The sequence below is a fragment of the Epibacterium ulvae genome, assembly GCF_018678075.1.
GTDB classification, from domain to species: Bacteria; Pseudomonadota; Alphaproteobacteria; order Rhodobacterales; family Rhodobacteraceae; genus Epibacterium; species Epibacterium ulvae_A.
Window position 1 is genome coordinate 218,737 of the sequence record NZ_JAHHIR010000035.1, and the last position, 24,826, is coordinate 243,562.

General features: G+C 58.6%; 19 protein-coding genes. 14 read left to right on the forward strand and 5 right to left on the reverse strand.

Translation table 11 applies throughout. The features are described 5' to 3' along the window. Positions 1-67 precede the first annotated feature (67 nt). Together KMP13_RS10335 and KMP13_RS10340 are read left to right on the forward strand one after the other, a co-directional pair. Entirely contained in the window at positions 68-1,255 is a 1,188-nt protein-coding gene (locus tag KMP13_RS10335; RefSeq protein ID WP_215265769.1) for a biopolymer transporter ExbB, read from the forward strand. A gap of 3 nt (positions 1,256-1,258) precedes the next feature. Beyond that, positions 1,259-3,634: a peptidoglycan -binding protein gene (locus tag KMP13_RS10340; RefSeq protein WP_215265770.1), complete on the forward strand. Its 2,376-nt coding sequence runs from the start codon at positions 1,259-1,261 to the stop codon at positions 3,632-3,634. A 161-nt stretch (positions 3,635-3,795) separates the two neighbouring features. Here the strand turns inward: KMP13_RS10340 and KMP13_RS10345 are convergent, their stop codons facing one another. The 3 genes from KMP13_RS10345 to gloB all read right to left on the reverse strand — a co-directional run bounded on the left by KMP13_RS10345 (position 3,796) and on the right by gloB (position 8,067). Beyond that, complete coding sequence (locus KMP13_RS10345) at positions 3,796-4,767, reverse strand: M23 family metallopeptidase (RefSeq protein ID WP_215265771.1); 972 nt, start codon at positions 4,765-4,767, stop codon at positions 3,796-3,798. 4 nt (positions 4,768-4,771) lie between these two features. Next, positions 4,772-7,099: an ATP-dependent Clp protease ATP-binding subunit ClpA gene (clpA, locus tag KMP13_RS10350; protein WP_215265772.1), complete on the reverse strand. Its 2,328-nt coding sequence runs from the start codon at positions 7,097-7,099 to the stop codon at positions 4,772-4,774. A gap of 194 nt (positions 7,100-7,293) precedes the next feature. Continuing rightward, positions 7,294-8,067 carry a hydroxyacylglutathione hydrolase gene (gene gloB, locus KMP13_RS10355; protein WP_215265773.1) on the reverse strand — a complete coding sequence of 258 codons (774 nt, stop codon included), beginning with the start codon at positions 8,065-8,067 and terminating at the stop codon, positions 7,294-7,296. 55 nt (positions 8,068-8,122) lie between these two features. Here gloB and KMP13_RS10360 point away from each other — a divergent pair, with 55 nt between their 5' ends. The 11 genes from KMP13_RS10360 to KMP13_RS10410 all read left to right on the forward strand — a co-directional run bounded on the left by KMP13_RS10360 (position 8,123) and on the right by KMP13_RS10410 (position 21,299). Then, positions 8,123-8,908 (forward strand): class I SAM-dependent methyltransferase, encoded by a 786-nt coding sequence (locus tag KMP13_RS10360; RefSeq protein ID WP_215265774.1) that lies wholly within the window; start codon positions 8,123-8,125, stop codon positions 8,906-8,908. Between the two features lie 325 nt (positions 8,909-9,233). After that, on the forward strand, positions 9,234-9,794 hold the full coding sequence (locus KMP13_RS10365; RefSeq protein WP_215265775.1) for a F0F1 ATP synthase subunit delta: 561 nt from the start codon (positions 9,234-9,236) through the stop codon (positions 9,792-9,794). Continuing rightward, positions 9,795-11,336, forward strand: a complete 1,542-nt coding sequence (atpA, locus tag KMP13_RS10370; protein WP_215265776.1) for a F0F1 ATP synthase subunit alpha — start codon at positions 9,795-9,797, stop codon at positions 11,334-11,336. Positions 11,337-11,350: 14 nt separating this feature from the next. After that, the gene (locus KMP13_RS10375; protein WP_215265777.1) at positions 11,351-12,229 is read left to right on the forward strand and encodes a F0F1 ATP synthase subunit gamma; all 879 of its coding nucleotides are present in this window, start codon (positions 11,351-11,353) and stop codon (positions 12,227-12,229) included. Positions 12,230-12,250: 21 nt separating this feature from the next. Beyond that, on the forward strand, positions 12,251-13,675 hold the full coding sequence (atpD, locus tag KMP13_RS10380) for a F0F1 ATP synthase subunit beta (protein WP_215265778.1): 1,425 nt from the start codon (positions 12,251-12,253) through the stop codon (positions 13,673-13,675). 11 nt (positions 13,676-13,686) lie between these two features. After that, positions 13,687-14,097 carry a F0F1 ATP synthase subunit epsilon gene (locus KMP13_RS10385; RefSeq protein WP_215265779.1) on the forward strand — a complete coding sequence of 137 codons (411 nt, stop codon included), beginning with the start codon at positions 13,687-13,689 and terminating at the stop codon, positions 14,095-14,097. 367 nt (positions 14,098-14,464) lie between these two features. Next, entirely contained in the window at positions 14,465-16,537 is a 2,073-nt protein-coding gene (locus tag KMP13_RS20475; RefSeq protein WP_251363787.1) for a methyl-accepting chemotaxis protein, read from the forward strand. A 187-nt stretch (positions 16,538-16,724) separates the two neighbouring features. Continuing rightward, on the forward strand, positions 16,725-18,215 hold the full coding sequence (gene hisS / locus KMP13_RS10395) for a histidine--tRNA ligase (RefSeq protein ID WP_215265780.1): 1,491 nt from the start codon (positions 16,725-16,727) through the stop codon (positions 18,213-18,215). 2 nt (positions 18,216-18,217) lie between these two features. Next, entirely contained in the window at positions 18,218-19,306 is a 1,089-nt protein-coding gene (locus KMP13_RS10400) for an ATP phosphoribosyltransferase regulatory subunit (RefSeq protein ID WP_215265781.1), read from the forward strand. Next, positions 19,303-19,995 carry an ATP phosphoribosyltransferase gene (gene hisG, locus KMP13_RS10405; RefSeq protein WP_215265782.1) on the forward strand — a complete coding sequence of 231 codons (693 nt, stop codon included), beginning with the start codon at positions 19,303-19,305 and terminating at the stop codon, positions 19,993-19,995. The genes KMP13_RS10400 and hisG overlap by 4 nt, the downstream gene beginning before the upstream one ends. 191 nt (positions 19,996-20,186) lie before the next feature. Continuing rightward, positions 20,187-21,299, forward strand: coding sequence for a cystathionine gamma-lyase (locus tag KMP13_RS10410; RefSeq protein WP_215265783.1), 1,113 nt, complete (start codon positions 20,187-20,189; stop codon positions 21,297-21,299). Here KMP13_RS10410 and KMP13_RS10415 read toward each other — a convergent pair. Both KMP13_RS10415 and KMP13_RS10420 read right to left on the reverse strand, forming a co-directional pair. Beyond that, positions 21,296-21,826, reverse strand: coding sequence for a DUF3291 domain-containing protein (locus tag KMP13_RS10415; RefSeq protein ID WP_215265784.1), 531 nt, complete (start codon positions 21,824-21,826; stop codon positions 21,296-21,298). The genes KMP13_RS10410 and KMP13_RS10415 overlap by 4 nt on opposite strands. Before the next feature lie 71 nt (positions 21,827-21,897). Then, entirely contained in the window at positions 21,898-22,329 is a 432-nt protein-coding gene (locus KMP13_RS10420) for a DUF1489 family protein (protein ID WP_215265785.1), read from the reverse strand. A gap of 189 nt (positions 22,330-22,518) precedes the next feature. Here KMP13_RS10420 and KMP13_RS10425 point away from each other — a divergent pair, with 189 nt between their 5' ends. Further along, positions 22,519-24,804, forward strand: coding sequence for an adenosylcobalamin-dependent ribonucleoside-diphosphate reductase (locus KMP13_RS10425; RefSeq protein WP_215265786.1), 2,286 nt, complete (start codon positions 22,519-22,521; stop codon positions 24,802-24,804). The last annotated feature ends 22 nt before the right edge of the window (positions 24,805-24,826 follow it).

The window sequence follows — 24,826 nt, forward strand, 5'->3', positions numbered from 1 at the left end:
TTCACAGTCTTTCCCTATAGGCTGCGCGAGGACAGCGAGCAGTAACAGGTGTCAGGAGTCATAACCTATGGCGCAAAATGGGCGCGAGGCGAGACCGCAATTTTCTCAACCCGTGCGCCAGGTGATCATGATGTTGATCGCGCTGGGACTTGCCGGATTCGGGGCCTTTGTGGCTCTGCCGCGGGTGTTGCCGATCTTTGAGGCCAATCCCTGGCTGAACGGATTTATCTTACTTGTTTTTCTGATCGGCGTGACTGCCTGTTTCTGGCAGGTGGTGCAGCTGATCGGGTCAGTGCGGTGGATCGAACGGTTTGCCAGTGATGAGACGTTTGAGGACGATAAAGTCCCGTCGATGTTGGCGCCACTGGCTTCGCTTCTGCGTTCGCGCGGGGCGCGGATGCAGTTGGGATCTTCGTCGACACGATCCATTCTGGATTCGGTGTCCACGCGGATCGATGAAGACCGAGAAATCACGCGATACATCGTCAACCTGCTGATTTTCCTGGGACTTTTGGGCACGTTCTATGGTCTGGCGACCACGGTGCCTGCGGTGGTCGACACCATTCGCAGCCTTGCCCCCCAGGAAGGCGAAGAAAGTCTGGCGGTGTTCAACCGTCTGATGAGCGGTCTGGAAGCGCAGCTGGGCGGTATGGGCGTGGCGTTTGCGTCCTCGCTTTTGGGTCTGGCGGGCTCGTTGATTGTTGGGCTGCTGGAGCTGTTTGCAGGTCACGGTCAGAACCGGTTTTACCGGGAGCTGGAAGAGTGGCTGTCGTCCTTTACCCGTGTGAGCCTGTCGTCCGAGGATTCCGTCGGTGAAGGCGCGGGCGGTGCCGTCAGCCAGGTGTTGGACACGATGGCCGAGCAGATGGAAGCGCTGAATGTGATGTTCATGGACACCGCGCAATCGCGGGTGGATATGGACCACAAGATGGACGCGTTGATCAATGTGATCTCGGACATGAACCAACGACAAGACCGTACCGAAACTCTATCCGGCGCCATTGAACGGATTGCGCTCGGCCAGGAGGCCTTGGTTGAGATCATGCGTGCCCAGGGTGACGTGGGGATCGACGCCGAAAGCCGCATGCGCCTGCGCTCGATTGACGTGCAGATGCTGCGCATCCTCGAAGAGATTTCCGCTGGTCGTCAGGAAAGCCTGGCTGAGCTGCGCAAGGATATTGATCTGTTGGTCAAGGCCTTTGCCAATCCACGCGCGCGGATGCGGCCAACACCGCCGCCGGGCGAAGGGGCCTAAACCATGGCTCTGTCACGGCGCACGGGTCAACGGTTCCAGGGGGCGATCTGGCCCGGGTTTGTCGACGCGATGACGGGCCTGTTGCTGGTTTTGATGTTTGTTCTCACCATCTTTATGATGGTGCAGTTCGTTCTGCGCGAGACGATTTCAGGCCAGGAAACCCAGCTGGATGATCTGGCCGATGAGGTGGGAGCACTGGCCTCGGCGCTTGGGCTTTCGGACCGGGAAAACACTCAGCTGCAGGCGCGGCTTGGGGCCTTGAATTCGACCCTGAACACCACGCAGGCCCTGTTGACGCAGACCCAGCAGGAGCTGGCAGATCGCACCGTGGCCTTGGCGCAAGTCTCGGCGGAACGGGATATTCGCGCGTCGGAACTGGAGATCGCGCGCGGGCAGATAACCGCGTTTGAGGCGCAGGTCGCGGCGTTGATCAACAGTCGCGATGATGCGGAGCGTCAGGTCTCGGCCCTGACCGCAGAACGTGACGATCTGGAAACCCAGCAGGGTGAATTGTTGAGCGCGCAGGAGGCGTTGAACCTGGCGCTTGCCACCGCACGCGACGAGATTGACGAACAAGTAGAGGCAGCACGGCTGGCGGCGGCGCAACGCGAAGCTCTGGAAGCTTTGGTTGCAGATCTTGAGACCGAAGGCGCGGCGCGCACGTCTGAAATCAATGACTTACAGGAACGTTTGAGCGCCGAAGAAACCGCACGTCTGGCCGAGGCCGCAGCGGCGCAGGCCTTGCAGGCGCGGTTGGAAAACGCCGATGCGGAACTGACGGCGATGACCCTGGCGCTAGAGGCGCAGCGGCAAGAGGCCGAGGATACGTTGACCTTGCTGGCGGCAGCACAGGCTGCGCGCACGCAATTGGATGCCCAGTTGGAAGAGGCGCTGAGCACCTTGGAAGCCGCGCGCGCCCAGGCGCAGGAACGCGATGCGCTGGCGCAACGCCTGACACGGGTTCTGTCGCAGATGGAAGTGAGCCAGTCCGAGGCCGAGGCGCGTGTCTCCGCTTTGGAAGCTGAACTGGACCGGGTGCGCAGCACCAGCGCAGAGAACCAAGCGACTTTGCAGGGCGCATTGGCGGCTTCGCAGGCGGAGGCTTTGCGCATTCAGCAGGAATTGAAACGCGAGCTGGCCCAGCAGCAGGAAACATCGGTGCAAACCCAAAGCGCCTTTGACCAGGAAATTGCCCGCCTGCGCGAGGAACGCGATGCGGCGGCCCGTTTTTACGAGCAGGCGCTGGCCGATGCAGAGGCACGCGCGGCTGCGTTGGACGACAGCCTGCGCGGCGAATTGGCCGATGCCGAACGCGCATTCGCCAGCGAAAAAGCGGGACTGGAAGCGAAATTGGCGCAGGCGCGCAACGATCTGGAAGCGGCGCGGCGCAGCACGACCTCAACCGAAGATCAACGCGCCGAGGTGGAAGCGCGTCTGTTGATGGCTTTGGAAAAGCTGGAACAGGCCAATGCCGCCGCGCAGGACAAAGACCTGCTGCAAAGCCGCCTGCTGGCAGCGCTTGAGGGGCAGGAAAATGCGGAAAGCGCCGCGACCGAGAGCCGGTCCCTGGCGCAGCAAAGGGCGGATCTGTTGGCGCAGGCCCGTGCGTCCCTGGCGCAGGAACAAGAGATCTCTACCGAAGCGCAGCGCCAGACGGCCCTGTTGAACCAACAGGTTTCGGCCCTGCGCGAACAGCTTGGCAGTTTGCAGGCGCTTTTGGATGATTACGAGGCGCGCGATGTGGCGCAATCGGTCCAGCTGCAAAGTCTTGGTCAGGATTTGAATGCGGCGCTGGCGCGCGCGGCCTCGGAAGAGCGTAAACGGCGCCTGTTGGAGGAGGCGGAGCGCAAACGTCTGGAGGATGAGGCGGCGGCATTGGCATTGCGGGCCGAGGCGTTGGAGGCGGAAAGCGAAGATCTGGCGCGGTATCGGTCAGAATTCTTTGGCCGGCTGCGCGATGTGTTGGGCAACCAAGAAGGCGTGCAGATCCAGGGCGACCGGTTTGTCTTTGCCTCAGAGGTTCTGTTTGACGCAGGCAGCGCGGATCTGTCCGAGGAAGGGCGCGCCGAGATCGCAAAGGTCGCGCGGATCCTGCAAAGTGTAGCGGCGGCCATTCCAACCGAGCTGAATTGGATCATCCGCGTGGATGGGCACACGGACAATGATCCGCTGATCAATCACCCCAAATTTGCCGATAACTGGGAGCTGAGTCAGGGGCGGGCCCTGTCCGTGGTGCGGTTCATGGTCGAGGGGCTCGGCTTGCCGCCCGGACGGTTGGCGGCAAATGGATTTGGTGAATACCAGCCAGTGAATACGGACAACACGCCGGAAGCCCGTGCCGAGAACCGCCGTATTGAGTTGAAGTTCACCGAACGCTAAGGGCCGGAAATGACCGCGTGCTTGTGCAAGAGGCGGGACGCTCCCGCCCACTGACAGGGTGGGCGCTCCCGCCCAGTGCCTGCATGCCCCATGGGGGCCAGCGCACCGGTTGGGCGTGGCCTTGCGCGATGCGCAAGGCGGTTGCCGTTTCTAGCGCCGGTCTATTTTATGGTAAGCCTTGTTGTCATCACATCCACGACGGCTCCATCGCGCAGCAGCCGAGCGGTGCCGGTATAGGTGCCCTTGGGCCATCCCGCTGTGCGCAAGCGACGTCCGGCCGCGCGGTAGAACTGGGCCTGCGCTTTGGGCAGTTCCTCGGTATGGGTGACAAAGGGGCCGTCGGGGCCTGAGATGCTGAGGTGCAGCTTGTCACCAGTGCGCCCGCCATATGCATATCCCCAAAACACTAAGGCCTGCGCGGCGGCGGGTAGGGCGGTTTGCGCGGCGGTGCCTGCTTTGACGGCGCTGTAGTCGGGCACTGTGTCAGAAAACCCGGTTGCCAGCAGGCCGCCCGGTTCGTAAGCCACATCGAAGCCCCACAGGGTATCGGAGGCGGCGCGGCAGGTGGATGGGTCCGGCGAGGCGGAGGTAAACGGATCCACGACCTGGTTGTTGTGGCGCACCGAGAGATGAAGGTGAGGGAACTGCGTCTGCCCGGACAGGCCAATTTCCCCAAGTGGAGTGCCGGGCGTGACAGTCTGTCCTGACTTCACCAAGACCGAGTCCTGTTTCAGATGGCAATACTGGGTCTCCCAGCCGTCGGCGTGTTTGATCACCACCCCGTTGCCGCATTCGCGCCCCTTGATCGCATCGGCCGTCTCGGACGAGTAGAGCACATCCGCCATGGTATTGCGCACGCCCGTAACCGTACCCGCAGCCGCCGCCAGAACAGTCATACCAGCGTGCATTTCGGCATGGGTCGGCAGGGCGATATCGGTGCCTTTGTGACCATCATAGCTGAGACCCTGGCACAGGAAATCTTGAGAGCCGGGGCCGGGGTCGTGGTCAACATATTGCTGGATGTGGCAGTCTTGACCCAGGGTGCAGTCCACCGGCCAGGCCAAAGAGAAATCGCTCGCCCCCAGTGGGGAGGCGAGCGATGCTGCACAGGCTAAAGCCAAGGCATATTTCATTGGATTATTCCGCGGTCAACAGAGGTGGTTTCTTGCCAGAAATACGAGGCTTGGACGGGCCTTCGATCCGCAGGTCCAGCTTGCCCTCTTTGATGCCGACTTTGACCAATCCGCCTTTGGTGAGCTTGCCAAACAGCAGCTCCTCGGCCAGGGGTTTTTTGATGTGTTCTTGTATGACGCGGCCCAGCGGACGTGCGCCCATCTTCTCATCATAGCCTTTGTCGGCCAGCCATTCGGCTGCAGGTCGGGTCAGTTCGATTGACACATCACGGTCCATCAGCTGCGCTTCGAGTTGCAGCACGAATTTCTCAACCACTTGCATGATCACTTCTTTCGGCAGGGCGCCGAAGGAGATCACCGCGTCCAGACGGTTGCGGAATTCAGGTGTGAAGGTGCGTTCGATTGCGGCGGTGTCTTCGCCTTCGCGACGGTCACGCCCAAAGCCGACAGCGGATTTCGCCATATCGGCGGCCCCGGCGTTGGATGTCATGATCAAGATCACGTTGCGGAAGTTCACGGTGCGCCCGTTGTGGTCGGTCAGCTGACCGTTGTCCATCACCTGCAAGAGGATGTTGAACACGTCCGGGTGCGCTTTCTCGATCTCATCCAACAGCAGTACGCAATGGGGGTGCTGGTCGACGCCATCGGTCAACAGGCCACCCTGGTCAAAACCCACATAGCCGGGAGGAGCACCGATCAGGCGGGAGACCGCGTGTTTCTCCATATATTCGGACATGTCAAAGCGCAGCAGTTCCACACCCAGCTGATCTGCCAGCTGTTTGGCCACTTCGGTTTTGCCGACGCCGGTGGGACCTGCAAAGAGGTAGTTACCAATCGGCTTTTCAGGTTCACGCAGGCCAGCACGTGCCAGTTTGATGGCGCTGGAGAGCGCATCGATGGCGTCGTTTTGGCCGAACACAACCCGTTTGAGGCTTCTTTCCAGATCTTTCAGAACCTCGGCGTCATCTTTGGAGACGCTTTTGGGGGGAATGCGCGCGATCTTGGCCACAACGGCCTCGACCTCTTTGACGCCGATGGTTTTGCGGCGTTTGCTTTCGGGCACCAGATGCTGGGCCGCGCCTGCTTCGTCGATCACGTCGATGGCTTTGTCCGGCAATTTGCGGTCGTTGATATAGCGCGACGACAGTTCCACGGCGGATTTGATCGCATCCGAGGTGAATTTGATCGAGTGGTGCTCCTCGAAATAGGGTTTCAACCCTTTGAGGATGGCAATGGAATCTTCCACCGAAGGCTCGTTCACGTCGATTTTCTGGAACCGCCGCGACAAGGCGCGGTCTTTTTCGAAGTGCTGGCGGAATTCTTTATATGTAGTGGAGCCCATTGTGCGCAGCTTGCCGCCCTGAAGGGCAGGTTTCAGCAGGTTGGAGGCATCCATTGCGCCGCCCGACGTGGCACCGGCACCGATTACGGTGTGAATCTCGTCAATAAAGAGAACGCCGTCGGGGTGATCTTCCAGCTCGGTCACTACCGCTTTGAGGCGTTCTTCGAAATCGCCGCGGTAGCGGGTGCCTGCCAGAAGTGCGCCCATATCGAGGGAGAAGATCGTGGCGGCCGCCAGAACCTCGGGCACTTCGCCCTGGACGATCTTGCGGGCCAGACCTTCGGCGATGGCAGTTTTACCTACGCCGGGATCACCCACCAGCAGCGGGTTGTTCTTGCGGCGACGGCACAGGACCTGGATGCAGCGCTCAACTTCGTGAGAGCGGCCGATAAGCGGGTCGATGTCGCCGTCGCGTGATTTCGAGTTGAGATCGACGCAGTATTTGGCCAGCGCGCTCTCTTTCTTTTCGGCCGTCTCACCCGGAGGGGTTTGCTCAGCCTCTTCAAATTCTTCGGCACCGCTGACGGTGCGGTTTTCGCCAAAGGCCGGGTCTTTGGCCACGCCGTGGGCGATGTAATTCACCGCGTCATAACGGGTCATTTCCTGATCTTGCAGGAAGTAGGCGGCATCGCTTTCGCGTTCGGCAAAGATCGCCACCAGCACGTTTGCGCCTGTGACCTCGGTACGGCCCGAAGACTGCACGTGGATCGCGGCTCGTTGGATGACGCGCTGGAACGCGGCGGTGGGCACGGCTTCGGACCCTTCGACGCTGGTAACCAGATTGGACAGTTCCTCGTCCACAAACTCTAACAGGGCACTTCGAAGCTCGCCAAGGTCGACGCTACAGGCCTGCATGACGCGGGCGGCATCTGGTTCGTCCGTGAGGGCCAACAGCAAATGCTCCAGCGTTGCAAATTCGTGGCGTCGCTCATTCGCCAGCGCCAGCGCTGCGTGAATGGCCTGTTCGAGCGTGTTCGAGAATGAAGGCACGGGCGTGCTCCTCTGTCTTGGGTTGCTGGGTCCGATGGTGATCCGGTGCCTTTTGGCATCTATTAACCAATGGACCCTTCTTCAACCTTGTCTCCATAGTGTTAGAGTTTGGTTGATCTGGCGTAGTCTTCAAGAGGTTTCTGTCATTTTACGGTTATTAAACCTCGGGTTTTACAGTGACGGAACGTCCTGGCTCAGAAATTATCCTTTCTGCGCCGCACTTCGGTGAAGACGGCAAGCGCATCTTGATCTTCCATACCAACAGCCGCCTTAACCGAGGGCTCACCGGCTCTCAGGAAAGGGTTGGTCGCGAGTTCGAGTGCCAAGGCGGAGGGCACTGTTGGGCGGCCTTGGGCGCGGGCTTCGTCGATGTCCGCAACACGTTGTATCAGGGCCGGGTTTTCTGCTTCGATTGTGAGGGCAAATTTTGCGTTTGCTTGAGTGTATTCATGCCCTGAATAAACAATAGTCTCTTCTGGCAGGGTGGCAAGAGCACAAAGGCTGGTCCAGGCCTGTTCATGGGTGCCTTCAAACAGCCGCCCGCATCCAAACGCCATCAGACTGTCCGCCGTAAAGACCGCATTTGCCCCCGGAATGTGAAAGGCGATGTGACCGATGGTGTGGCCCGAGACATCGATGATGTGAACCTCTTCGCCAAGGAGGGTGGTCGTCTCTCCTGCGGCGACCTGTTGGTCGAGATCGGGCAGGCGATGGGCATCCGCTGACGCGCCGATCACTTTGCTGCGATAACGGGCTTTGAGCGGGTTAACCGCCTCGATGTGGTCGGTGTGGTGGTGGGTCAGCAGGATGTAATCGAGGGTCCAGCCCCGCGAATCCAACGCGGTCTCGATTGCGGCGGTTTCCGGCGCATCTACCAATGCGGTTTCGCCAGTTTGCTCATTATGTAACAAAAAGGCGTAATTATCTGTACGACAGGGCAGTGTTACGATTTCTAGGGGCATGGCCATTCGTCTCAGGATTGCTAAACTAACCTCAGTTTGGCCAAAGGAGCGCGCGGCTGCAATGTATCTGGACGTTCAAGATCTGAGGAACTTCTATTATCGCAGCAAACTGGGGCGCGCCGCACAGGCTTCGATCCGGATGCGGCTATTGGAGTTGTGGCCCGATGTGGAAGGTGAAACGCTGGCGGGATTTGGTTTTGCCGCCCCGTTATTGCGTCCCTATCTAAAATCTGCCCGCCGGGTTGTCGCGCTGATGCCGGGCCCGCAAGGCGTGATGCAATGGCCGGCCGGACAGCCCAATGTATCGGTCCTGTGCGAAGAGACGAATTGGCCGTTGGAAACCGGCCATGTGGACCGTTTGGTGGTGCTGCATGGGTTGGAAACCTCAGAGCGGCCGACACGGTTGCTGGAAGAATGCTGGCGGGTTCTCGGCCCCGGTGGGCGGGCGGTGTTTATCGTGCCAAACCGTGCCGGTTTGTGGGTGCGTTCTGATCGCACGCCTTTTGGCTTTGGGCGACCCTATACGCTCGGCCAATTGGAGAGCCAGCTGCGCAGTCATCAGTTCGAAGTGGAGAGTCATTTCTCGGGCCTGCATCTGTTGCCGAGCGAGAAACGATTCTGGTTGAAGTCGGTCAAGATGTTCGAACGCTTCGGCCGCAAGCTGCCGACCGTGATGGCGGGGGGCGTATTCCTGGTTGAGGTGCGCAAGCAGAGCTATCCTCAATCGGGAAATCGTGTCAAATCCACCACGCCAAGCCGCATTCGGGTTCTAGAAGGTTTGTCAAATCCGCTGCCAGAGCCGGCCTGGAATGCGGGGCAGGGACAGACGCAAGTGGAAAATAGCTGATTCCCGGTTTGCGTGCGAAATAGCGCATTTTTTACGACCTTCGCACAGTTTTAGTGCGTGTCCGGCTAGGGCGTTCACGAAAAATGTCGTCCCGCAGAGATCTTTTTCAATGGTTAATCTTGGGTAAAAGCGTCGCAGTTTTTCTAAGTCATTGAAAACGTTTAAAAGGCAGAATTGAAATATGAATTTAAGGCAGTTGATAGGTTGGTAACGCTCTGCTACATCCACGCTGATTTTGATGCCTCTCTAATGCAGGGAGGCTGACTCACGCCCCCGGACGCGCGCAGCTGCATGCCAACCGGGGCCTAATATCGGAAGGGTGGACGTGTCCGAACCAGCTTCGATTTCCGCAGGCATTGCCGCGCGCTATGCCACTGCGATCTTTGAGATCGCGGAAGAGAGCAAATCGCTCGATAGCCTTGAATCCAGCATCAATGACCTGGACGCGGCATTGGCCGACAGCGCAGAGCTGTCCGAGCTGATCACCTCGCCGGTTATTTCCCGTGAAGCGCAGGGCGCAGCGATCACCGCTGTGGCAGACAAGATGGGGATTGACCCCACTGTTCGCAATACCCTGGCGTTGATGGCTGAAAAACGCCGCCTGTTCGTTCTGCCCGCGCTGATTGCTGCGCTGCGCGAACGTCTGGCTGAAGCCCGGGGCGAGGTCACTGCAGAGGTGATTTCGGCCAAGGCGCTGACCAAGACCCAAAGCGAAAAACTGGCCAAGACCTTGGCCGAGCGCGTGGGCAAGAAAGTCACAATCAACGCAAGCGTCGATGCCAGCATCATCGGCGGTCTCGTCGTTAAAGTGGGCTCGAAGATGATCGACAGTTCGATCCGCTCCAAGCTCAACTCCCTACAGAATGCAATGAAAGAGGTCGGATAAATGGGTATCCAAGCTGCAGAGATTTCTGCGATCCTGAAAGACCAAATCAAGAATTTTGGTCAAGAAGCAGAGGTGGCCGAAATCGGTCGCGTGCTGTCCGTCGGTGACGGTATTGCGCGTGTTTACGGTTTGGATAACGTCCAAGCCGGCGAGATGGTTGAATTCCCCGGTGGCATCATGGGCATGGCCCTGAACCTGGAAACCGACAACGTTGGTGTTGTTATTTTCGGTACAGACCGCGACATCAAAGAAGGTGACACTGTTAAGCGCACCAACTCCATCGTGGACGTTCCCACCGGTGACGGCCTCTTGGGTCGCGTTGTTGACGGTCTGGGCAACCCGCTAGACGGCAAAGGTCCGATCGCTTCGGACACGCGCGGCGTTGCAGACGTCAAAGCGCCTGGCATCATCCCGCGTAAATCGGTTCACGAGCCGATGGCAACCGGTCTCAAATCCGTTGACGCGATGATCCCGATCGGTCGTGGCCAGCGTGAGCTGATCATTGGTGACCGTCAGACCGGTAAAACTGCCGTTGCTCTGGACGCGATCCTGAACCAGAAATCCTATAACGAAGCCGCAGGCGACGACGAGTACAAGAAACTGTACTGCGTATATGTTGCGGTTGGGCAAAAGCGTTCGACCGTTGCTCAGCTGGTGAAAAAGCTGGAAGAAACCGGTGCGATGGCCTATTCGATCGTGGTTGCCGCAACTGCGTCCGATCCGGCTCCGATGCAGTTCCTGGCGCCTTACGCCGCGACCGCAATGGCCGAGCACTTCCGTGATAACGGCCGCCACGCGCTGATCGTCTATGATGATCTGTCCAAGCAAGCGGTTGCTTATCGTCAGATGTCCCTGCTGCTGCGTCGTCCGCCCGGACGTGAAGCTTATCCTGGTGACGTTTTCTACCTTCACTCCCGTCTGCTGGAACGGTCTTCGAAACTGAACGAAGACTTCGGTGCTGGCTCGCTGACCGCGCTGCCGATCATCGAAACCCAAGGCGGCGACGTTTCTGCGTTTATTCCAACCAACGTGATCTCGATCACCGACGGTCAGATCTTCCTGGAAACCGAACTGTTCTACCAAGGTATCCGTCCTGCTGTGAACACCGGTCTGTCGGTTTCGCGTGTTGGTTCGTCCGCTCAGACCGATGCGATGTCTTCGGTTGCGGGTCCGGTGAAACTGTCGCTGGCGCAATACCGTGAGATGGCGGCGTTTGCTCAGTTCGGTTCCGACCTGGATGCGGCGACACAGCAGCTGCTGAACCGTGGCGCACGTCTGACCGAGCTGATGAAACAGCCACAGTACGCACCATTGACCAACGCAGAAATCGTTTGCGTCATCTTCGCAGGCACCAACGGTTACCTCGACAACGTCGATCTGAAAGAAGTTGGCCGCTTTGAAGCTGAGCTGCTGACCTTCCTGCGCACCAAGAAAGCTGACTTCCTGGACTGGATCCAAACTGAAGATCCGAAGTTCAAGAAGGGTGAGCCCATTGAAAAGATGAAGGCTGTTCTCGACGAATTCGCAGCTGACTTCGCATAAGGAGAGAGTAGGACATGCCTTCTCTCAAGGACCTTAAAAACCGGATCCAGAGTGTGAAAAACACTCGGAAGATCACAAAAGCCATGCAAATGGTGGCCGCGGCGAAACTTCGCCGCGCCCAGGAAGCTGCTGAAGACGCACGTCCCTATGCCAAGCGGTTCAATGCCGTTATGGCGGGGCTGGCGGCTTCGGTTGGCGGCAGCGATACCGCGCCCAAACTGATTTCGGGCACCGGCAGCGATCAGGTTCATCTTCTGGTCGTTCTCACAGCGGAACGCGGCCTCTGCGGTGGCTTCAACTCCAATATCTCGAAGCTCGCGCGCCAAAAGGCAAACGCGCTCAAGGCCGAAGGCAAAACAGTCAAAATGCTGACTGTTGGCAAAAAAGGCCGCGACGCGCTGAAGCGTGACTTTGGGGACCTGTTCGTTGGGCACGTGGATCTGACTGGCCTTAAGGCTGTTGGATATGCCAATGCGCAGGACATCGCCAAAGACGTTCTGACGCGTTTTGATGCCGGGGAATTCGACGTTGCGACACTCTTCTACTCGGGGTTTGTCAACGTTGTGACCCAGGTGCCAACCGCGCAGCAGATCATTCCGGCCTCTTATGAGGCAGGCGACGACGCGGACGGTCTGGCGGCTGAATATGACTACGAGCCCAGCGAAGAGGCCATCTTGGCCGATCTGCTGCCCCGTGGTGTGGCCACTCAGATCTTCTCGGCGCTGCTGGAAAACGGTGCATCCGAACAAGGTGCCCGTATGAGCGCGATGGACAACGCGACCCGCAACGCGGGTGAGATGATCGACAAACTGACAATCGAGTACAACCGCTCGCGTCAGGCTGTGATCACCAGCGAACTGATTGAAATCATTTCGGGCGCTGAGGCGCTCTAGAAGACAACCGGAGACCATAAAATGGCAAATGCAAAAGGTAAGGTGACCCAGATCATCGGCGCCGTTGTAGACGTCCAGTTCGACGACCAACTGCCCGCGATCCTGAACGCCATCACCACCGAAAACAACGGTAAGAAACTGGTTCTGGAAGTTGCCCAGCACCTGGGTGAAAACACCGTTCGTACCATCGCGATGGATGCGACCGAAGGTTTGGTTCGCGGTCAAGAAGTCGTCGATACCGGCGCTGCGATCACCATCCCCGTTGGGAACGCGACCCTGGGTCGTATTCTGAACGTTGTGGGTGAGCCCGTGGATGAAGGTGAACCGCTGAAGGTTACCGAAACCCGCGAAATCCACCAAGACGCGCCTGAGTTCGCGGAACAGTCGACGGCGTCGGAAGTTCTGGTAACCGGCATCAAAGTGATCGACCTGCTGGCCCCTTACTCAAAAGGTGGTAAAATTGGTCTGTTCGGCGGTGCGGGCGTTGGTAAAACCGTTCTGATCATGGAACTGATCAACAACATCGCAAAAGTACACTCGGGTTATTCCGTGTTCGCGGGTGTTGGTGAGCGGACCCGTGAAGGGAACGACCTCTACCACGAGATGATCGAATCCAACGTTATCAAACCAGATAACCTGGAAGACTCGCAGGTTGCGCTGGTTTACGGCCAGATGAACGAACCTCCCGGAGCGCGTGCACGTGTTGCTCTGACAGGTCTGACCCTGGCGGAACAGTTCCGTGACCAATCTGGCTCCGACGTTCTGTTCTTTGTTGATAACATCTTCCGCTTCACCCAAGCGGGTTCCGAAGTATCGGCTCTGCTCGGCCGTATTCCTTCGGCGGTTGGCTACCAGCCAACGCTGGCGACCGACATGGGTGCGATGCAGGAACGTATTACGTCAACCAAGAACGGCTCGATCACCTCGATCCAAGCTGTTTACGTTCCCGCGGATGACCTTACTGACCCGGCGCCTGCGACAACCTTTGCGCACCTTGACGCGACAACTGTTCTGAACCGTGCGATCTCTGAGCTGGGCATCTACCCGGCCGTTGACCCGCTCGACTCCTCGTCGCGCCTGATGGACCCGCAGATCGTTGGCGAAGAGCACTACAAAGTGGCGTCCGAGGTTCAGCAGATCCTCCAGCGTTACAAGTCGCTGCAAGACATCATCGCGATCCTCGGCATGGACGAACTGTCAGAAGAAGACAAACTGACCGTGACCCGTGCGCGTAAGATCCAGCGCTTCCTGTCGCAGCCGTTTGACGTGGCAAAAGTCTTTACCGGTTCTGACGGTGTTCAGGTTCAACTGGAAGACACCATCTCGTCGTTCAAAGCGGTTGTTGCTGGCGAATACGATCACCTCCCCGAAGGCGCCTTCTACATGGTTGGCGGCATCGATGAAGTGCTCGCAAAAGCCGAAAAAATGGCTGCTGAAGCGGCCTAAGGAGTACCCCGATGGCTGACACCATGCAATTTGACCTCGTGAGCCCCGAGCGAAGCCTAGCTTCGCTCAAGGCGACCGCGGTTCTGATCCCTGGCGCGGAAGGTGACATGACGGCTATGCCGATGCATGCGCCGACCATCACCACACTGCGTCCGGGTCTCCTGAAGGTCGAAAGCCCCGAAGGAAACTCGGAATATGTGGTCACCGGTGGGTTTGCGGAAATCGGCGTTGAGGGCCTGTCGGTCTTAGCTGAAAAAGCGATCCCCACAGGTGAGCTGACCCGTGAGCAACTGGACGTGCTGATTGAAGAGGCACGCTCCGCGCACAAGGACGCTGTGGACAACGAACAGCACGATCTGGTCAGCGATGCGGCCAAGCTGCTGGCTGATATGGAAGCCCTGGGCACCCACATCGGTCTGTAAGCGCCACAAAGCTACCGTGAAAAATTTGCGAATCGGCTTCCGTTTTGGAGGCCGATTTTTTTTTGGTTAACCATCTTCGTGCGAATGCTCCCCGCGACGTTTTGCGTAGCCCCGTGGATTTACAGAGGGTTGCGCGCCTTTAAGCGCATCGAAAGACTTTCGGAATATGTTGTCCGGAGATCACTTTTTACTGGAACCAAATGGTGGTCGCCAATTCGTTTGGTTTTTTGAGGATGGGGGGACCCTGTTGATGGGGTCTCGGAACTCGGCAGTCAAATGCAATGCTGTCTCGAAAACAAGAACGAGAGATGTGCCTGAAGAGCGGCGCTAAATTGACTGTATACGAGTTCAACAGGGGATGTTGAAAATGAAATTACGATCTTTTGTGCAGCTGCTGATAGCTGTACCGATGGTGGCCCTTTTAGTTATTGGTGGCCTCAAAGTATTCGGCGATTTTCGGGACTACATGGGTGCCCGCAAAACGCTTGAAACCAGCCATGAAGCGCTGATGATTGCCGATCTTGTTCACTATTTGCAGTTGGAGCGTGGCCAAAGTGTGGGTTACCTGAACGGCGGTTCAACCGAGTTCAGAGAGAAACTCACCAAGACCCGCGTCAAAGTCGACGAAGATATCCGTCTGACTCATGATCTGGCCAAATCGATCCTTGCAGCCCACATGGACCTCGCCGAGGTTCGGACCAAGGTCGACAACCGCACTATCGCAGGCCGCGAGGTCAAGCACGCGTTTTCAGAAGCCATTGTAGCCTTGCTGGATGAGGCTGCGGCGGAATTGCTCCACCAACAGAACTCGGAACTGGTGAATATCTCTTCGGGTATTGTTGCGCTGGATCTGGCCAAAGAAGCGGCCGCCAAGCAACGCGCGGCTGGCATGGCGGTTTTCGCCGAAGGTGGCGGGTCGTTGAAGGACTACCATGATTTTGTGGCCTATGGCGCTGCTGAATTCGAACAGCTGCATCGGGCGCAATCCGTGCTGAGTGAATATATTCCCGGACTGGAATTGGGACACCACGCCGAGGAAATTGGCCTGAAAGACGTGATCTACAAGGCCGAGGGCGAGGGACCCAATGTCGCGCGACCCTATATGAATGGATCGCAATGGTATGCGCTGGCGACCGAATGGTTCGATTACATGCATGAAATCGAAGAGGATATGGCGCAAATTCTGCTCGGCAAAGCGGAAGACGCAAGAAACGGCGCGCTGATGGGTGTCATTATCGACAGCGTTCTGATCCTCATCTCTGGCGGTGTCTGCGTTGTTCTGGGTTTGAAGCTGCTCAAGACCTTTAACACTCAGATCGGCACGGTTCAGGACGATCTAGACCGATTGGCGCGCAAGGAATTCGACTTCCGCCCCACATATGTTGACGCTCAGACTGAAATGGGTGACCTCAGCCGGGCTATGGAAATGACACGGAAATCACTGCACGATGCCGAACAGATTCTGCAGGAGAAGGAACGTGATCGTGTCACGGTGATCGAGAAACTGTCGGAGCGCATGCGGATGTTGGCGGACCGGGATCTGACCTGCACCATTCACTCGGCCTTCCCGTCAGAATATGAGACGCTGCGCGAAAGCTTCAATCACACGCTGGGCACTTTGGCGAACTCTCTGGAACAGGTGGTGCAAGCCTCTGCCAGTATTCAAAGCGGTGCCTCCGAAGTGAGCCAGGCGGCAGATGATCTATCGCATCGCACCGAAAGCCAGGCGGCAACGTTGGAAGAAACCGCCGCTGCGCTAGAAGAGCTGAGCGTTTCGGTAACATCTTCCGCAGAAGGTGCACGTCGTGTCGAAGGCATCATGGTCGACGCCCGCAAAGAAGCCGAAAGCAGCGGTGTTGTGGTGCAAAACGCGGTCAACGCAATGCACGAGATCCAGGAATCGTCCGACACCATTGTGAAGATCATCGGTGTGATCGATGACATCACCTTCCAGACCAACCTTCTGGCGCTCAACGCAGGTGTAGAAGCCGCGCGTGCCGGTGAAGCGGGTCGTGGATTTGCGGTGGTTGCATCGGAAGTGCGGGCGCTGGCGCAACGTTCTGCGGATGCCGCGACCGAGATCAAAGAGCTGATCGGTGAAAGTTCGCGTCAAGTCACCCAAGGTGTGGATCTGGTCGGCAGTGCAGGCGATGCGCTCAACAAGATCGTGGATCAGGTGAACCATATCTCGCAACTGGTGTCAGACATTGCAAACGGCTCTTCCGAGCAATCAACCGGTCTGAATGAGATCAATTTGGGTGTGACCCAGTTGGATCAGGTGACCCAGCAAAACGCGGCCATGGTGGAAGAAACCACAGCTGCGGGTCACTTGCTGGCCTCTGATGCATCGGCTCTGGCTGGCATGGTTCAGGACTTCCAACTGCCGGCAGACGGCGGCGGAAATATGTCGGCACCGGCGTCGTTTGATCAGGTCGCATAAGCGCGCACCCTCGATTTAGACGCGGAAAGATTTGACCGTCCGGCTCCCAAAACAGGGTCGGGCGGTTTCCCGTTTTTGCGTGCCATTGGCGGCGCGGCGGAAAACCTCACATGCTCTGCCTTGCCGCGCAGGGGCGCATGGGCTATTCCGCCGGTCGTAACCTAACAACACCTGCGAGGAGGCCACTATGGCCAAAGCCAAGAAACAGCCCCGCCCCAAGGCGCAAACGCCAAAAGGGTTCCGTGACTATTTTGGTGAAGAGGTGACCCAACGCACTGAGATGCTGCGGGCCATCGCGGGTGTTTACCATCATTACGGGTTTGACGCGCTCGAAAGCTCTGCTGTGGAAACGGTTGAGGCGCTTGGCAGTTTTTTGCCAGATGTCGACCGTCCCAATGCGGGCGTCTTTGCCTGGCAGGAAGCGGATGAGAACGACAAGGGCGACTGGATGGCGCTGCGCTATGACCTGACCGCCCCTTTGGCGCGCGTCTATGCCCAGCACCGCAATGATCTGCCATCGCCGTATCGCCGCTATGCGATGGGGCCGGTCTGGCGCAATGAAAAGCCGGGACCGGGCCGTTATCGCCAGTTCTACCAATGTGATGCGGACACGGTTGGCACCGCGTCGATGGCGGCAGATGCCGAGATCTGCATGATGCTGTCTGACACGCTGGAAACCGTGGGCATTCCGCGCGGTGACTATCTGGTGCGCGTCAACAACCGCAAGGTGCTCAACGGTGTGTTGGAGGCCATGGGCCTTGCCGAGGATGATCCCAAACGCGACGACGTGCTGCGCACCATCGACAAATTCGACAAAGTCGGCGAGGCCGGTGTGCGTGAGCTGCTGACCAAAGGGCGTCTTGACGCGTCGGGTGCCTTTATCGATGGCGTGGGTCTGGATGACGCACAGGCGGATCCGGTGATTGCCTTCCTGACCTCCAGGGCGGACGATGTGGCCGGCACCATGGCCAATCTGCGCAACGCGGTTGGCGACAGCAAAGTCGGCCAGGACGGCATTGGCGAGCTGGAACAGATTGCGGAACTGCTTGCGGCCTCTGGATATGGTCCGGATCGTGTGTTGATTGACCCGTCCATCGTGCGCGGCCTTGGCTATTACACCGGACCGGTGTTTGAGGCCGAGCTGACGTTTGAGATCCTCGATGAAAAGGGGCGTAAGCGCCAGTTTGGGTCTGTTGCGGGTGGCGGTCGTTACGACGGGCTGGTCAAACGCTTCACCGGGCAGGAAGTTCCCGCCTTGGGCGTCTCCATCGGTGTGGACCGTCTATTGGCGGCCTTGCGCGAAAAGGGGCGTCTTGCCACCACGCCCAAAGGCCCCGTTGTGGTCACCGTGATGGATCGCGACCGGATGGCGGATTACCAGGCTATGGTGTCAGAGCTGCGCACCGCAGGCATCCGCTCCGAAGTGTATCTGGGCAATCCCAAAAACTTCGGCAACCAGCTGAAATATGCGGACAAGCGCAACTCGCCGATTGCGGTGATCGAGGGTGGTGATGAAAAGGCGCAAGGGATTATCCAGATCAAGGATCTGATCCTCGGTGCCAAGATCGCTGAAAACGCCACTTTGGAAGAATGGAAGGAACGCCCTAGCCAGTTCACCGTCGCGCGCAGCGATCTGGTGGCAAAGGTGCGTGAAATCCTCGACAGTCAGGACCTGTAACCATGGCCAACCCGTCTGAAATTCTCGCCCGCGCCCAGCGGTTGCGGATGACATTTGAAACCGCCGGGGCGCAGGTAGTTGAACCGCCGGTGCTGCAGTCGGCGGAAACCCTGCTGGATCTTTATGGTGAGGACATTCGTGCCCGCGCCTATGTGACGTCCGATGCATTGCGCGGTGAACAAATGCTGCGCCCGGATTTTACCGTTCCCGTGGTCGAGATGCATATGCGACAGGGGGCAGAGCCTGCGCGCTATACATACGCGGGCGAAGTGTTTCGCCGCCAGGAACAGGATCCCGACCGGTCCAACGAATATGTGCAGGTCGGCTATGAGGTCTTTGACCGCGACAACCCCGCCGCCGCCGATGCCGAGGTTTTTGCCCTGATCTCCATGCAGATGCGCGCCCTTCCGGTGCGCGCGGCTTGCGGCGATATTGGCATTTTGCTGGCCGCTGTTCAGGGGCTCAAAACGTCTGAGCTGCGCAAAGCCGCCCTGATGCGCCACATCTGGCGTCCGCGCCGGTTCAAGGCGCTGCTCGATCGTTTCTCCGGGCGTGTGCCCGTACCGGAACATCGCCTGAAACTTTTGTCTACTGATGGGGCGATTTCCGCATCGGCCCCGGACATCGGCAAACGCCGGGCTGCAGATATTGATGACCGCGTGGCCGCATTGCGCGCGGATGCAGCACTGCCGCCGATTTCCGAGAATGAGATCCTGGCGCTGGAAACTCTGCTGGCTGTGCGCGAAACCATCCCCTTTGCGGTGGAGCAATTGCGCGATGTTGCGGTGGACCTGCCGTCCATTACACCGGCGCTGAACCGGTTGGATGCGCGGGTCGCAGCCTTGCGTGCCCGCGGGATTGACGTGGAGGCGCTTGAATTCGATGCCTCTTATGGGCGCACCTCGATGGAATATTACGACGGGTTTGTTTTTGGCTTTTATGCGAACCAACGTCCGGACTTGCCTGCGATTGCCACAGGCGGCCGCTATGACGCCTTGACCCGGCATCTGGGGCAGGGCGATGAAATTCCTGCGGTCGGAGGGGTTCTGCGCCCTGATCTGATGCTTCTGCTTGAGGAGGACGCACAATGAGCCTGAAACTGGGTGTGCCCTCCAAGGGGCGGTTGATGGAAAAGACCTTTGACTGGTTTGCCAAACGCGGACTGACCTTGTCGCGCACGGGGTCGGATCGCGAATATGCCGGTCGTGTTGACGGGATTGATGGGGTGGAGCTTGTGCTCCTGTCCGCAGGTGAAATCCCGAGGGAGCTGGCGGCCGGCCGGATCCACCTGGGCGTCACGGGCACCGATCTGGTTCAAGAAAAACTGCCGCGCTGGGAACAACAGGTCGAAGAGATCGCGCCGCTTGGCTTTGGCCACGCGGATCTGATCCTCGCCGTGCCACAGTTCTGGATTGATGTCGAAGGGCTGGATGATCTGGATGCAGTGGCCGCACGTTTCCGTGCCACCCATGGTCATCGACTGCGGATTGCCACCAAATACCACCGGTTGGTGCGTGAGTTTCTGACCGATGCCGGGGTCGCGGATTACCAATTGGTGGACAGCCAAGGCGCTACCGAAGGGACGGTCAAAAACGAAACGGCTGAGATGATCGCGGATATCACCTCAACCGGTGAAACCCTGCGCGCCAACCACCTCAAAATTCTCGGCGATGGTCTGGTGCTCAAGTCCCAGGCGACCCTGTGGCGCAGCCGCACCGCGCCCTATGACGCAGCGGACAAAGCCACGCTCAACACCTTCCGCGATATGCTGCAAGGCTAGCCAGGTCCGCCACCCGCCCGCGCGTCAGCGCGGGCCACGCCCAACGCGAGGCCGGGCCTGTTAAGGCCCAATCTCGGGGCGGGAGCCTTTGGCACGCTCGTAAATCGCAATGGCGCACTACACGGCAGGAAACCTCTTGCCATTTTGCACCACGTCTGGCTCCCTTGGCTCTTACTCCAAGGAACGCGCCGATGCCTGACACGCCCAAATCTTATCCCCTCCTGCAACCCGGCGCATTGCTGCACAAACGCGGTCAAAGCTTGGACAAGGGCACCGCCATCGCACCGCCAATCACCACGGCGTCGATGTTCCACCTGCCGGGACAGCCGGATGGCTCAGATTTCTATGGGCGCGCAACCAATCCGACCTGGGGCGAGACCGAGGCGCTTTTGTCTGCCTTGGAAGGGGCGCCGGCATTGCTGTTCCCTTCGGGCATGGCGGCGATCTCTGCGGCGTTTTTTGCGACGCTGCGGGCAGGGATGCGCCTGCTATTGCCATCCGATGGCTATTACGCCACCCGCCGTCTGGCCGAGACCTTTCTGGCGCCCCTGGGTGTGACCATCGAAGAACGCGCCACTGCGAATTTCGGCGCAGGCGGTTTTGCAGGCTTTGACGTGGTGTTTGTCGAGACCCCCTCAAACCCAGGGCTCGACATGATCGACCTGGCCGCTGTCGCGGCTGAGGTACGTGCGGCGGGTGGCATCACCATCGCCGACAACACGACCCTGACGCCGCTTGGGCAACGTCCCCTCGATCTAGGTGTCGATATCGTGGTCTCGTCTGACACCAAATGCATGGGGGGGCATTCTGATCTGCTGGCGGGGCATGTGGCCAGCCGGGATCCCGCCTTGATCGCGGCGATGGAAAACTGGCGCATGCTGTCGGGGTCGATCCCCGGTGCCCATACCGCCTGGTTGTTGCATCGCGGGCTAGAGACGCTTGAGGTGCGTTTTGATCGCATGTGCAGCACCGCCGGAACTATTGCCGCGCGTCTCGCCGATCATCCGGCCCTGACACGCCTGCGCTATCCCGGTCTGCCGCAGGATCCCGCGCATAATCTGGCCAAAGCGCAATGCGCGCAGTTTGGCTTCCTGATTGGTCTGACCTTAAGCGATGAGGAGACGGCTGAAGCCTTCATCAACACATGCCCCTTGATCCGACCCGCGACATCGTTTGGCGGGATCCATACGTCGGCCGAGCGGCGCGCCCGTTGGGGAGATGCGGTTGATCCCGGCTTTGTCCGTTTGTCGATTGGCGTGGAGCCGGTCGAGGAGTTGTGGGACGCGGTCAGCGCAGGGCTTTAGGTTGGGCTTTCGCGTTTCAAGGCCCGCACCCGAACACTGTCGATCTGTAGCGCCGCGCCTGCAGGATCAAAGGCGGTTTTGAAGCTAAAAGCTTCAGCCGTCGGGCCAGTGGCATGGAGTTTCATGTAGCGCTCTACCCCTTCGGCCCATGTGGGGTAGGGCGACGGCGACCGGTGCCACCACAGAACCAGCGGTGGCCAATCGCCGTTTTGAAACCATTCGTGGCCCCGCTTCACCGCAGTTTTGTGCAAGCCGCCATAGGTGAAGGCCAGGATCGACTCCAGATCTTCCCACAGGGACAAGGTCGCTGGAGACCAGCCATCACCGCGTTCCTGGTAAAAAGGGGGATAGATCTCTGCGCCCCAGGGCGTGGTGCCATCATCCATCGCATAGCCCGACCGCGCGATCAGGCCGGGGGCGGCGTCGACCTCATCAAACACCAAATCGTTTAGCGCGTAAAACCCGTCATTGGCCGGATCCTCGGCAGGGGTGCGAAACAGGCCAAATGTATAAAGGGCGAGGGGCATGCGTATGGGTCCCGTTGGGTGAAGACAGCCCAAGGATACCGCAAAATCCTGTCACGCTGCGCGAAAACAGATCAGATGACGCCAATTTCCGCCAGAGCCTGTGACAATTCAGGCGGTAAGGGCTCTTCTTCGCGACGTGCACCTGTCAGGTCGGCGGGGCTGTCTTCGACTTTGAGATAGCGCCAGCCTTGGAAGGGTCGTTTCTGGGCGGTCTGGGTGGCGTGGATTTCCGGCTCCAAAACGATAGCGCAGCGGCGTAGCTGATCCTCGCCGAAGACCTCCTCCATCCGGAGAATACGCTGGCGACATTGGATTTGACCTTTGATGACCCAATAGATCGAACCGCCATTCACAATCTCGGCCTCGCGTTTGGGCCACATGCGAGTCACATGGCGCGGCAACCCGTCCGGCCAGCGCGCCGCATGAAGGCTTTGCCAATCGACTAAAGTTTCCACGCTTTCTGTGCCCACAGAGAGCTTTACGAGATTGACAGTCTTATCCACAGCTTCCCCACAGAGTCGTCCCAAGTAATGGCTCTATATTGTAGGTCAGCATTTGGTGGAGACAAGGTCTTGTGTTACAATACTCAAGAAAATCCTAACCGGCATCATTTTCCACGTTGAGATTTTTGTGAAGACTGTAGTATCGACGCCGTCACCAACCCCCGTCCGCTGATTCATAGGAACCGCTGTATGACCCGCTTTGCTGCCCCCATCGCCGAACAGATCTGGGATATGAAATACCGTTTCAAAGAGGCTGACGGTAGCCCGATCGATGTCACGGTCGAGGACAGCTGGCGTCGCATCGCGCGCGATCTGGCACGCGCTGAGACGGATCCTGCGGCCTGGGAGGAGAAGTTCTATGGCGCGTTGGAAGATTTCAAGTATCTGCCCGCAGGTCGTATCACCGCCGGTGCCGGCACCGCGCGTCAGGTAACCTTGTTCAACTGTTTTGTGATGGGCACCGTGCCAGACAGCATGGGTGGTATTTTCGACATGCTGAAAGAGGCTGCGCTGACCATGCAGCAGGGCGGTGGCATCGGCTACGACTTCTCGACCATTCGCCCCCGCGGTGCGGACGTCAAAGGCGTGGCGGCGGATGCCTCGGGTCCCTTGTCGTTCATGGATGTGTGGGACGCGATGTGCCGCACGATCATGTCTGCGGGCTCCCGTCGGGGTGCGATGATGGCGACCATGCGCTGTGATCACCCGGATATCGAGAACTTTATCACGGCGAAATCCGACCCTGCACGTCTGCGCATGTTCAACATGTCAGTGCTGGTGACCGACGACTTTATGGAAGCGGTCAAGGCGGATGGCTCTTGGGAGCTGACCTTTGGCGGCAAGGTCTATCAAACGGTTCAGGCGCGCGATCTGTGGAACAAGATCATGCAGGCGACATATGATTATGCTGAGCCGGGTGTGATCTTTATCGATCGGATCAACAAGGCCAACAACCTGAACTACGTCGAAAATATCTGTGCAACCAACCCCTGCGGTGAGCAGCCGCTGCCGCCCTATGGTGCTTGTCTTCTGGGCTCGATCAACCTGGCGCGTCTGGTGAGCAACCCGTTTGAGAAAGACGCCGAGCTGGATCCCGTCGCGATGCAGGAGCTGGTCGCGACCGCCGTGCGGATGATGGACAATGTGGTAGACGTGTCCAAATTCCCGCTGGAGGCGCAAGCACAGGAAGCCAAGAACAAGCGCAGGATCGGCCTGGGTGTCACGGGCCTGGCGGATGCACTGCTGATGTTGGGGCTGGAATATGGCACCGACGAAGCGGCGCGTCAGACGGATCTCTGGCTGCACGCGATCGCCCGCGCCGCCTATCTGGCGTCGGTGGAATTGGCCAAGGAAAAGGGTGCGTTCCCGCTGTTTGATGCCGAGAAATATCTGGCGTCCGGCAATATGATGAACATGGATGAAGACGTCCGTGACGCCATTCGCGAACATGGTATCCGCAACGCGCTGCTGACCTCAATCGCGCCCACTGGCACCATCAGCCTTTATGCGGGCAACGTCTCTTCCGGGATCGAGCCGGTCTTTGCCTATGCTTATACCCGGAAGGTTCTGCAAAAAGATGGCAGCCGCACGGAAGAGGAAGTGGTTGATTACGCCGTCAAAATGTTCCGCGAAAAGTTCGGTGCCGACGCAAAGTTGCCCAACTATTTTGTAAACGCACAGACCCTGGCACCCGCAGCCCACGTCAAGATGCAGGCGGCGGCGCAGAAATGGATCGACAGTTCGATTTCCAAGACGATCAACTGCCCTGAGGACATCTCCTTTGATGACTTCAAGGGCGTCTACATGCAGGCCTGGGATCAGGGGTGCAAAGGCTGCACCACCTATCGTCCCAACGACGTGACCGGTTCGGTTCTGTCCGTCTCGGAGAGCTCCGAGAAAGCACCGGGCGAGGGGGCTGAGGCACCGCAATCGGCGGAAGGCGCAGAGGTCGTCTATATGTCCGAGCCGCTGGATCGTCCGCAATCGCTGGAAGGCTCCACCTACAAGCTGAAGTGGCCGGATTCCGAACATGCGATCTATCTGACCATCAACGATATCATCATGGGCGGCCACCGTCGTCCGTTCGAGGTCTTCATCAACTCCAAGAACATGGAACACTACGCCTGGACGCTTGCGCTCACGCGGATGATCTCAGCCGTGTTCCGTCGCGGCGGCGATGTGTCCTTTGTGGTGGAAGAGCTGAAAGCGGTGTTTGATCCGCGCGGTGGTGCCTGGGTCAAAGGCAAATACATCCCGTCGATCCTCGCAGCCATCGGTGGTGTGATTGAGACGCATATGGTCAAAATCGAATTTATCGAAGGCGAGGGCATGGGGTTGAAATCTGACCCACAGGCCGAGGTCGTAAACCTGGATCAACGCCCTGGCAAAGCCTGTCCCTCGTGTGGAGAGTTCACCCTGCAAATGGTCGAAGGCTGCATGACATGTGCAAGCTGCGGCCATTCGAAGTGTGGCTGATAACAGGCTGCGCTTTTGTGAA